The sequence below is a fragment of the Stenotrophomonas africana genome (assembly GCF_013004645.1).
GTDB classification, from domain to species: domain Bacteria; phylum Pseudomonadota; class Gammaproteobacteria; order Xanthomonadales; family Xanthomonadaceae; genus Stenotrophomonas; species Stenotrophomonas africana.
The window spans coordinates 264,418-275,639 of sequence record NZ_JABEME010000002.1 but is presented as its reverse complement, the minus strand read 5'-3'; the positions used below and the strand labels follow the sequence as shown (position 1 = coordinate 275,639).

7 protein-coding genes are annotated in these 11,222 nt (G+C 60.5%); all 7 read right to left on the bottom strand.

Going from position 1 to position 11,222, the window contains the following annotated elements:
• Window positions 1-14: 14 nt before the first annotated feature.
• Entirely contained in the window at window positions 15-440 is a 426-nt protein-coding gene (locus tag HLA98_RS05470; protein ID WP_057501812.1) for a BLUF domain-containing protein, read from the bottom strand.
• Between the two features lie 240 nt (window positions 441-680).
• Window positions 681-902: a PqqD family protein gene (locus HLA98_RS21440; RefSeq protein WP_425480872.1), complete on the bottom strand. Its 222-nt coding sequence runs from the start codon at window positions 900-902 to the stop codon at window positions 681-683.
• Between the two features lie 392 nt (window positions 903-1,294).
• On the bottom strand, window positions 1,295-4,270 hold the full coding sequence (locus HLA98_RS05460) for a TonB-dependent receptor (protein WP_057501810.1): 2,976 nt from the start codon (window positions 4,268-4,270) through the stop codon (window positions 1,295-1,297).
• Between the two features lie 549 nt (window positions 4,271-4,819).
• Entirely contained in the window at window positions 4,820-5,500 is a 681-nt protein-coding gene (locus HLA98_RS21340) for a TetR family transcriptional regulator (protein ID WP_057501809.1), read from the bottom strand.
• Window positions 5,501-5,567: 67 nt separating this feature from the next.
• Window positions 5,568-6,941 carry a TolC family protein gene (locus tag HLA98_RS05450; protein ID WP_232015578.1) on the bottom strand — a complete coding sequence of 458 codons (1,374 nt, stop codon included), beginning with the start codon at window positions 6,939-6,941 and terminating at the stop codon, window positions 5,568-5,570.
• Between the two features lie 5 nt (window positions 6,942-6,946).
• A complete protein-coding gene (locus HLA98_RS05445; RefSeq protein WP_057501807.1) occupies window positions 6,947-9,997 on the bottom strand; it encodes an efflux RND transporter permease subunit in 3,051 nt (1,016 codons plus the stop codon).
• Window positions 9,994-11,166: an efflux RND transporter periplasmic adaptor subunit gene (locus HLA98_RS05440; RefSeq protein WP_080392943.1), complete on the bottom strand. Its 1,173-nt coding sequence runs from the start codon at window positions 11,164-11,166 to the stop codon at window positions 9,994-9,996. Before HLA98_RS05440 ends, HLA98_RS05445 begins: the two co-directional genes overlap by 4 nt.
• Window positions 11,167-11,222 lie beyond the last annotated feature (56 nt).

Genomic DNA, 11,222 nt, shown 5'->3' with positions numbered 1-11,222 from the left:
AATGACCGGACTTTTCAGGCATTTATTTCGGGCACCACCGCGCTAAACAACTGGAACATCGCGGTAGTCGGCTGCCCCTCAGACGCCTTGTGGCACCGCAGTCCAGTCCAGTCCAACCGAAGCAGACGCCGAAGCTCATCGGATTCGATTGGGCACAAGCGCATCGCCCAGTAGGGCAGTCGCCGAATAGACGACTGCCCACGCCCAAGCTCCACGATCTCTCGGTGGCTGGAAGCAGTAAGAATTCGGCTGTATACGACCGCAATCCCATCGTCAGGGCCTTCAACGTACTGCATGAAGCGGGTGCCATCGTGGAGAAGCACTCCCGTCACGCCGGCTTGAATGTTGAACCTAGCCGCAGCACGCGCCAGGTCATCCACATCATCTATGGTGAGCCCGGCTCTGGCCTCACTGGCATACACGATTGACCGAAGAGGCATTGTTGTTCCTTTTTCAACAGAGAGCCCATCCCAAGTACGCCGGCGCTGCGGCGCCTGATGGAGAGCTCATACCAATTACCAGAATCAAGACGACCATCAATTCGATAGAGTGCCGAGGCGCACCCCAGATATGTGAACGCTCTATTTGCGGTTGATCGTCCACGCAATGCTGAAACGCACACTTACCGAAAAGGTCGATTTCATATCCCCGACAAAATGCCAGATTTAGAGAATCATCACCTAGACCAACCTAAAAAGGATAATCCCCTTGTTCCGCGCGTCTCGTATGAATTCGTAAATTTGGATTTCCATATCGCTCCGAACCCCCATTGGATCCAGCTCGCTTACCAAGATTTTGATGATGTGATCCAGCGTATGCATGCCATCACACAATTCAATGATTCTCGCGCCTGTGGAGTTCACGGAGCACAGCCATCCCAGTAGCGGGTTCACTACCACCATCTCCTCTCCACTGTTCTCGAACATTAGGTAGTGATATGCCTTGGGGCGGCTCATGAAGTCCTTTGCGTACAGAAAGGCCACGCCACTAGGCTGGCCCAAGAATTCCCCGTCTACGGCGCCTGACGTCGCACCTGACCTGGAAGAATGCATCCCAGAACTCAAGGGCAACTGCTCGGGCTCAGCGCCGCAACTGAAAAGCGAGCACTCAATCTGTCCGTATAGATCAGAGATCTTTGGAGGCAAGTACTGCCCCATCGGGTGCCTCGTTGATACTGAAGGGCTGACGCTGGACGGCCGAGAGATTCCCTCCGGAATGTGCTCGACCGCCGCTGCTGTCGTGGACATGGCCAGCCCGCCGAGGCGGACTGGCCCAACTCGCCTTGGGATCCCAGTTAGAACTTGTAGTTGAGACCCATGTACATAAATCGGCCGACATTGTCGTAGTGGGCCGCACCAACGTTCTGGCCGAAGTAGTTTACGGGCGGATCCTTATCAAAAACGTTGTCGATGCCTCCATAAACCTCAACGCCAGAGTCCGAAATCTTGTACCCAACTTGAAGGTTGTGATATGTGAACGAGGGATTCCAGATGGGGCTTTGTGAGCCCGGATTGCTCCTGTAGCTATCGGGCGTCACCCGGAGGTTGCGATGCACATAGCGCATATCCCAGCTGGCTCTGAAGTTCCCTTGCACATACTTCGTAGTGAACTGCCCTTTCCAACGAGGATCCGTAACCGAGTTGGAGTTCTCGGTGTACTCGTCCGGATAGTCCTGGAATTCCCACTCACGGGATTGCAGCAGGCGAGTACCAACCAATCTAGTACTCATGCGCCCAGGCCCGAGACCAAACTCATAGCTAAATTCAAAGTCGACACCCTCACGCCGGCTCTTTGCGAGATTCTCGGCGGTGGCAACCCAGCGGCTGACGCTGTATTCAGGGAAGCCCTTGCTACCTCCGCTTGGTGCGCGTGTGATCAGGGAGCAGAACTTATTGCTGACACCTCCAGGAGCGTCAACACACCTGGTGGCGATGGTTTGCGCAGTGACGGATCCAATCGCATCTTCAAGGTTGATGCGCCAGTAATCAACTGACATCCCAAACCCTTCAAGGACCTCTGGCTGCCATACGAAGCCGGCAGACATCGTTTCAGCGCGCTCCGGCTTGAGATTCGGATTGCCGCCACTCACGCCGGGCCTGGATGCGCCGTACGAATCGACCCATCCTGCGGGGATCCCCAACGCGGCACAGTTTGCAGCGCGAAGTGCTGGGTCTGCAGCGGTTGAGGGCCGATTGGGGTTGGTTCTGTTGGTATCACATGGGTCATTGATCTGCGCAAAGTTCTCGAGTTGCGGTCCAAACATCTCTGAGATGCTGGGCGCACGAATGGCGCGTGCGATGGTCCCGCGTGCACGCAGCGTAGAGGTGATCTCCCAATCAAGCCCAACATTCCACGTCTTCGTTGAGCCAATGGTGTTGTACTTGGAGTATCGCCCAGCGAGGTCAAGAGACAGCCGCCTGATGCTGGGAATGTCCGCCAGCAGAGGGACGTTGAACTCGGCGAAAGCCTCTTTTACATTGTAGGAACCGCCACTTCCAGGAATTGCATTCAGGAAGGTATTACCTGCGGCGGAGAGGGGATCCGTGCGCTCCGAACTCTTCTCCCTCCTGAACTCGAGGCCGGCGGCAACGCCAACATCGCCGGCAGGAAGAGAGAACAGTGCATTGTTCGAGACGGATCCACTGAACACCGTCTGCTGCATCTTTGCTCGATACGGGGACCGGGCATTGAACCATTCGGCAGCCTCAGGCGAGACCGCTCCGTGGCCCATGATGCTGAACGGTACGCAGCGCCCTCCCATCAGATCACGTCGATACGGCTCATCGGTATCCGGATTGATAGCGCCGGGATCCAGATCCATGCGGCAGACGACCTTCCCACTCCCGTCCTTGACCGCGTCGAGCCCAGCGAACCACCTCTCGTTAATTCGGTTGTTGACGTTGATACGATCTACGACGGTCTCGCCATAATTGGCAGAGGCTTCGTAGCTCCAGTTGTCGCCAAACGAGCCCTCGAGACCAAGGACAATTCGCTTGGTTTCTCGCTTGACTTCTTCACCACGACGCCCCGCATCGACGTTGAATCGCGAGATCGACAACGTATCCGCACCATTTGCATCCATCAACGCGCCAAGCTGCGGCGATATGAATGCATTGTCTCGCTTTACAACAATCCCTCTATCGAAGGAGGGTTGCGTAAAGAACTCAGACTCTGTCTTCGTGTACTTGCCTTCGAAGAAGGCTCGATGGTTGTCAGTGATTTCAAAGTTGACAAGCGCATTTACGCTGTAGCGCTCAAACTTTGGCTGTAGATCCTCTACTGCATTCAGGTCCGAGAAGTCACAATTGACACACGAGTTTGGATTTGGCACTGGTCCGTCAAATCGATTTTTGCTGAACGTTCCGTCGGGGTTGAAGTGATGACGGAATCGATAGCTTTTGGGATCCCTGTAGTTGAATTTTCCACCAAGATCGAATGTTCCACCGTAGGAAAGCGCATAGTTCCCACCTGGCCGAGCAAGAATGTTTTCCGGGTTGCCCTCACTAGGAGGCCGGGTCGGATCAAACGCTGGGTTTGGAACGGAAACATCGTAGCGGCGTGCAATGCTCCGTTCGCTCCTGCCAAATCGCCCCTGACGACTTAGCTCCACGGAAATTGCTGCATTTCCGCGCCCCTCTGCGAAGGATCTGCCAGCAGTGGCGGAGACAAATGACTTGTTAAAGCCACCCTCACCGGCAAGTCCATGCTGGGCGCGTACTTCAAAGCCTTCGAACTTCTTCTTCATGATGAAGTTGACAACACCAGCAACAGCGTCGGCACCATAGATTGCCGATGCTCCGCCCGTAATCACTTCCACGCGTTCAATGAGCTCAACAGGAATCGTATTGACATCAACCGTCGTTTCGCCAGCGTCACCGCCGACATGGCGCCGACCATTGACTAGCACGAGAGTTCTGCTTGTTCCCATGCCACGCAGATCAATCAAACCAAGGCCTGCAGTGCCAATCGCGCGCGTTGAATTTCCAAGCGTGAAGGTCGGCGACATCTGCGGAAGACTGCTCAGCACCTCGCCGATGGTCACCGCCCCAGTCTGTCGAATTTCTTCGGCTGTCAGAGCGAGGACAGGCGATGACGTCGTGAAGCCAGTCCGAGCAATACGGGAACCAGTAACATTCACCTTATCCAGATCAGTAGTCCGTGTAGCGTCGCCTTGATGACTGTCCTGTGCTGCTGCGACCACCGGCGCCATATGTGCTGCCAGCATCGCAAGTACCAACATGCGTTTCCGTGGATAACCTGTCTTTCGCATAGAGAGCTTCCTTCAATGGATGCGGAATCGGCAAAACCTCAGCGGCCCTTGGTTCGTACCGCTCGCTGAGACAGGTGGACCTTAACGTCACTTTCACTCCATTACGCGAATGTAAATACTTACAGACATACCTGAACTTATTTTTCATTCATCGGATCGCGAGGCGATCAGAAGATCCATATTTTGGAGGCGTGAACCTCTATGCACTCATTTTGGCTATCGAACGCCTCGGCGCGGCGCACGGGAACGGGGCCGCAGAAAATCATTTGGCAACAGGGGCCTACGCTGCGCCGGACCTTGGGCCTGTTACCAGCCTGGATCAGCCATACAGAGTAGCGCCCCTTTTTTGCTCTGCAGGGCTTGAGATGAGCTCCCCGATCGGGTTGATGAAGCACTCCACCAACTTCTGTTTCGTTTCGACGGTTCCATTGCGGTGCGCAGTTACTACGCAACTTCGAAGACGATCTTCCGAGGACAGAGTCATTCCCGTGATTCTACTGAGGCCCCCTTGAGGACTCGACCAGTGATCGTGCTCAGCTGGCCAACCTACTACTTACGAGGGCTCTGCCTCTCCCAGCTCGGCACCACGCTCCTTTCCTCCGGGCCATACAGCGCGTGAATCGGCGCGTGGAGCAGTAGAAACGCGTCCAGCACAAGTTCTCCGTCGCGTTCAATGCTGAACTCCTCCGGATCGAGGATGGCGCCGTATAGAACACCAGATATACCGGTGTATAGACTGCGTGCCGCAACGGTGACGTTGGTACGCTGAAGCAGCTGCCCTAGCTCATCCGCCCGTTGCAACACCCGCTCCAACGTATGAAGTTCGACCAGCGCTCCTCGCTGCGCAAGCAGACGCACACCATCGAGACTGGCCGACGGGCCTGCGTGAAGCAGCACCTCGAACATATCCCGAAGTCGGACGTTCTGCGAGAATTCCCGAAGGGACTTCAAGAGCTCATAGCGAAGTAGCTTCAGAGGCTCATCCGATTTCCTCACCGCATCCCAGCGCAGCCTGCCGTGCCACGGGGCCAGCTCCAGCTCCGTCAACACACTCAGGATGTGCTCCTTCGACTTGAAGTGCCAATAGATGGCGCCCCGTGTGTTGCCTGCATGCGACGCAATCATCTCCATCGATGTGCTGGAGAAACCAAACTGCAGAAAGCAACTGCGTGCGGCGTCGAGAATCCGTTTCCGCGTCGCCTCTGCATCCTCTTTCCGTTGTCGTGCCATGTTGGAATCAGCCCTTCCTGTATCGATATACCGGAGCTGCGTTGCAGCTCCGCCCTTGGCCTGCTGGTCAGCGACTGCTGATCCGGTTTGTGGCAGGCGGTCCACCTGATGTGGTCGCCAGCGAGAGGCGGATGTCCGCCTCGCATTTCTGCTGGACGGTTGCGATCAGCCTCAGGCGCTCTTCCAGCGTGCTCCGCCTGATCGCCAGATCTTCGCGCCGATTGATCAGGCCGGATTCAAGCCTCGCGTCAGCAATCAGCATGGCGCGATCGGCAGTGCTCGCCGCTACCCTCTGCTGCTCGCGGGACTTCGAGGCACGCGAGACATCTGCAACCGCAGCGTCGACGTCCTCTGCTGCTAGAAGAATCGCCTCTGCATAGGTGGCGCCGGCACGGTCAAGACGTGCCTGTGCGGCATCCTTCTCTGCACGGGCCCGGCCGAAGTCGAGCAGTTGCAGGCCCAGGGAGCCGAGCAGCTGGCTGGCCAGGTTGCTCCCTGCGATCAGTCCGCCACCGCTGCCCTCCCTCGCCCAGCCCCCCGTTCCGGACAGGGTCAGCGTGGGCCAGTTCGCGCGTTCGGCAATGAAGCGATCTGCCTGGCTGGCGCGCAGCAGTGACTCCGCAGCCATGACTTCCGGGCGGCTGGCGACAACGCTGATCGGAATGCCAATCGGCTCGGGACTGGCGCATTGCGGCGCCGGACGGTAGCGGGAGGCGATGTCGTCGAGCAACGGAGGACTGATCCCGGTGAGGGTAGCCAGCCTGGCCATGGCCAATGCGCGGTTGTGAAGGCCCTCCTCCAGGCTGGCCTGGCGATTGGCGATCTCCACTTTCAGGGGCGCGGTCTCCGCAACCGACTGCAGTCCTGCCTGCTCAAGCGCCTCGTCGATGCCGGCAATCTCGCTGAGGACGATCGCCAGTTCTTCTTCAACCCGCTGCTGCTGGTCACCCGCGCGCAACATCATGTACTGCCGCGCGATCTCGGCGGCCAGCCGGGCCCGCGTGCGGATGAACTCCAGGCGTTCCGCTTCCTGGCGGGCAGCGCTGCTGGCCAGGGCGGCGCGCTTTCGGCCAAACAGATCGATCTGCCACCGCAGCGTTGCATCCAGATTGCTCTGGGTGAAGTAGCGTGGAGATCCCGTGCTGCTGACTAGGGCACTCGACTCCGGGCGCTGCGTGCGCTGCACGCCACCGTTGGCCGTCAGCTCTGGCCAGCGATTGGCCTGCGCACCGGCCGTGGCGGCGCGCGCTTCTTCTAGGCGTGCGGCCGCCTGCGCCAGCGTCGGAGAGCTTCTGGATGCGAGCGACAGCAACCGCTCTAGCTCCGGATCCTCCCAGTGCACCCACGCGGGCTGGCTGGCCTGTGCGAGCGCTGCAGGAGACCCGATGGCCCCCAACACGGCGGTGATGGTGATGGCCATGAAACGACGGCGGAGGGTCATGTACTTCACGGGGCAGTCTCTCCGTTCAAGGGGTGGTTCTTGCGACGGCGCAGCCATCGGTTCTCCAGGTCATCCATCAGGGTGTAGGCCACCGGGACAAACAGCAGGCTCAGCAGCGTGGAGGCCAGCAGACCGCCGACCACCGCGATCGCCATCGGCGCGCGGAAGCCATCGTCGCCACCGAAGCCAAAGGCTGCCGGCAACATGCCGCCAACCATGGCGACGGTCGTCATCAGGATGGGGCGGATACGTTCACGGCCCGCACTACGCACGGCCTGCTCCCGGTCCTGGCCCTTCTCGCGGTCTTCAACGATGTAGTCCACCAGCAGGATCGAGTTCTTGCCGACGATTGCGAACAGCATCAGCAAGCCAATCACCGTGGAAATGGTCAGCGAATGGCCGGTAAGCAGCAGCGCCAGCGCCGCACCACCGAGAGACAGCGGAAGTGCCGTCATGATGGTGATCGGCTGCAGCCAATCACTGAAGAGCAGCACCAGCACGGCGTAGACGGCTACCAGCCCCAGCAGGATGGCCACACCGAACTGCGTGAACATTTCGGTCATGTACTTGGTGTCGCCGTACTCGGTGTAGCGCACTCCAGCGGGCATCTGCGCGTAGGTCTTCAGCTGGCGGACCTGCTCGACCGCCTGGCTGAGCGTCAGTCCGTTCAGGTTGGCGGTTAGTTCAACGACCCGCTCGCGGTCAAGGCGACGCACGCTGGCCGGTGTTTCGGTGGGAACAAGGGTGGCCAACGCACGCAGCGGGATGGTCTTCCCGGACTTGGTCTGCACCGGAAGATCCAGGATCTGTTCCGCACTGATACGCGTACCACCGGCTACCCGGATGCGGACGGGCACCTGTTCGTTGCCCACCGGCACGCGTGGCAGCAACGTATCCAGGCCACCGTAGCTGGCGGTATTGAGCATGGACGCAAGATCCTGCGGAAGGACGCCCAGTCGGGCGGCATCCTGCTGATTGATCTTCAGGTCGTAGCCCGGGCGCGGCAGAGGAATGGTGGTGCTGACATCGCGCAGGCCCGGGATCGATTTGGCCTCACGCCCCAACTGGGTAACGAATGCATCGAGGGCAGCGGTATCCCGGCTGCGGAACGACAGCGACATTTCCTTGTTGCCCTCCCCCAGCAGCAGCTCCGGGCGAATGTCCTTCAGCCCCTCCAGCCGCTCGCGGATGGATTGCTCGATCGCCGCGTTCGGCCGCGACCGCTCGCCGCGTGGCTTCAGTACAAGCAGGGCCGTGCCGGTGAAGGCGCTTCCGCCATCGGAAAGGAACACGTGCTTGACCTCCGGGATGCCATCCACCGCCCGGCGGATGGCTTCGGCGCGATGCACCGCGCGCTCGTACGTGATGCCGGGCGAGAGCTGGTAACGCACCTGGTAGGCATTGGGCTGCGGCGTGGGGATGAAGCCGGACGGAATCATCGACAGCAACCCGACAGTGGCGACCATCACCAGCACGGCGGCCAGCACGCTGGTCTTGCGATGACGCAGCGTCCAGGTCAGCAATCGATCGTAATGACGGGTGAGCGCGGATTCGGTGGTGCCGGCCTGCGCATGCGGGCGCGGCTTCAGCAGCACGGCGCAGAGCAGCGGGGTCAGCAGCCGCGCCACGATCAACGAGGCGATCACCGCGATGCTGGCGGTCAGGCCAAACTCCCGGAAGAACTGGCCGATCATGCCCGGGATCAGGCTGACCGGAAGGAACACGGCGACGATGGTGGCGGTGATCGCGATCACGGCCAGTCCGATCGCATCTGCACCGAGTAGTGCCGCCTGGCGCGGACTATCCCCTTGCTCGATGCGCCGCTCGATGTTCTCGACCTCGACGATCGCGTCATCGACGAGGATGCCGATGACCAGGATCAGGGCCAGCAGGGTGATGACGTTGAGCGAGAAGCCCAGCGCGTACATCGCGGCAAATGTAGGCAGCAGCGAGAACGGGATGGCGAGCGCTGCGACCAGGGTGGCGCGCCAGCTGCGCAGGAACAGCAGCACGACGAGAACGGTCAGCGCGGCACCTTCCAGTAGGGTGCTGCGTGCGCTATGGAAGCTCTCACGCGTGGTCTGCACACCGTCATTGAACAGCTCGAAGGTGGCCAGGTGCGGGGAACGCTGCATGTCGGCCAGTGTCTTGGCCACGGCATCGGCCATGCTGGTTTCGCTGGCGCCGCGCTTCTTGCGCAGTTCGATGACGGTGACCGGACGGCCGTCCAGCATCGCGTAGCCTTCGCTTGCGTTGCCGGCGTCCAGAATGTGGGCGACCTCGTCCAGGCGGATGCTGCCACCAGCCGGGAGGCTGATCAGCTTTTCGCCCAGCGCAATGGCCGAGGCACTTGCGCTGGTGATGCGGATCGACCGGTCGCCGACCTCGTTGCGGACACTGCCGCCCGGCAGGTTGGCTTCACTGGCAATGAGCTGCCGATGGACCTCGGCCAGGCTGAGGCCGCTGGCCGCCAGCCTTTCGGGTTCCAGCTCGACACGGAACTCGCGACGGGCACCGCCGCGGCGGGTGACTTCCTGGACGCCCGGCACGGCGAGCAGTGCTGGGCGCACCTCCTCGTCGATGTAGCGGCTCAGCGCCACCTGGGACAAGGTGTCCGAACGCACGGCGTAGCTCAACTGCACGCCACCGGAAACATCGACGCGCTTGATCACTGGCTCGGAGACGTTGCCCGGCAGCTGAGGACGGACGCGCGAGACCGACTCGCGCACGTCCTGCGTTGCGCGATCCAGGTTCGCATCAAAGGCAAACTCTGCCGTGATGACCACGGAGCCTTCGCTGATGACCGTGTTGAGATGACTGAGCGAGGCAATATCGCTGAGTCCATCTTCGATACGGCGGGCGACGTTTCCCTCAAGCTCCGCTGGAGTGGCGCCGGGTTGATCGACGCGCACTTCGACGATGGGAAGCTCGACCTTCGGCGATCCAGCCAGCGGAAGACCGGCATAGCCACCGATGCCCATCAGGGTCAGCAACACGAAGAGAAGAATGACGGGCGTGGGATGCTTGACCGCCCATTCGGAAATGCCGATCTTCACTTGGGCTTCCTCGCTGACGGAGCGGCAACCGGGCTGCGCGGATCGACTGCGGTGATCTGGTCACCTTCGACAAGCAGCGCACCGGAATCGCCGACGACACGATCCCCTTCCTTCAACCCACGGATGACCTCGTAGTGGTCGCCGTTGGCAACGCCAAGCTCCACGTCCTGGCGACGCACGACGTTGCGCTCATCGACCTTCCATACCCAGGGAGTCGGGTCAAAGCGCAGCGCATCCACCGGCACGGCTACCGCCTGGCGGCTGGGCAAGGTGATCAGGATCGATGCGGGCGCGCCACTGGCGCCGAGCGCAGAGGCATCGGCAGTGACACGTACGCGGCCACTGCGGGTCTGGCCATCAACGGCGACTGCAGCACTCTTGACCTGGCCTGCGGCCGGCACCTGGCCGTCAACCTGGATGCGTGCGGCCATGCCGGGCTTGATCTGGTCGAGCTGGCGGAGACTGGCGAACGCTTCGAACTCCACGCCGCCGTCCTTGGCAAGAACGAAGTACGGTGTTTCGGCGGCGCCGGTGCGGTCGCCCACCTCTACGTTTCGCTGAAGCACCAGCGCATCAAAGGGGGCGCGGAAGGCTGCCTGCTGCAGCCGGGTACTCGCCAACGCTTCCGCAGCGTCGGCGGCATGGGCGGTCGCCTCGGCCGCCTTCAGCTGAAGCGCGTTGCTTTCAATGGTATTGCGCGAAATGCCTCCAATGTCGGCAACCGCTCGCATCTTTTCCAGTTCGCGGCGCATGCGCTCGACATCCGCCCACGCCCGCTGCCGTTCTGCGGCGGCTTGCTGTTGCTGCAGCTTGGTAGTGGTCACATCAAGCGCCAGCAGGGGCTGGCCCGCACGCACATGCTGCCCGGCTTCGACCAGCACCTTCTGCACGATCAGTCCATCAACCTGCGGCTGGACACGCACCATCTCCTGCGGCACCAGCTGTCCGACGATGCGGACTTCCGGCGTCAGTTCATGACGATGGACAAAGCTGACGCTCGCGGTGAGTGCAGTGGGCTTCTGCGTTTTCTGGGGTGCGTCAGGCGAACAGGCAGCAAGGCCGATGACGAGCAGGCCTATCGCCAGTTGGCGCGGCCATTGAGGGGGGCGGGTCGTAAAGCGCATGGGTGGTTGCTCTGATGTTATTGGATGGAGTACTTCGTCGCACATTTATGCAAAAAATGAGGGCGCAATCTGGCGCCCTCCCTGTCAGGAAGAACCTGTTG

Coding starts and splice junctions, on each gene's coding strand:
- HLA98_RS05470 (WP_057501812.1), bottom strand. CDS start 440: ATGCCTCTTCGGTCAATCGTGTATGCCAGTGAGGCCAGAGCCGGGCTC.
- HLA98_RS21440 (WP_425480872.1), bottom strand. CDS start 902: ATGGTGGTAGTGAACCCGCTACTGGGATGGCTGTGCTCCGTGAACTCC.
- HLA98_RS05460 (WP_057501810.1), bottom strand. CDS start 4,270: ATGCGAAAGACAGGTTATCCACGGAAACGCATGTTGGTACTTGCGATG.
- HLA98_RS21340 (WP_057501809.1), bottom strand. CDS start 5,500: ATGGCACGACAACGGAAAGAGGATGCAGAGGCGACGCGGAAACGGATT.
- HLA98_RS05450 (WP_232015578.1), bottom strand. CDS start 6,941: ATGACCCTCCGCCGTCGTTTCATGGCCATCACCATCACCGCCGTGTTG.
- HLA98_RS05440 (WP_080392943.1), bottom strand. CDS start 11,166: ATGTGCGACGAAGTACTCCATCCAATAACATCAGAGCAACCACCCATG.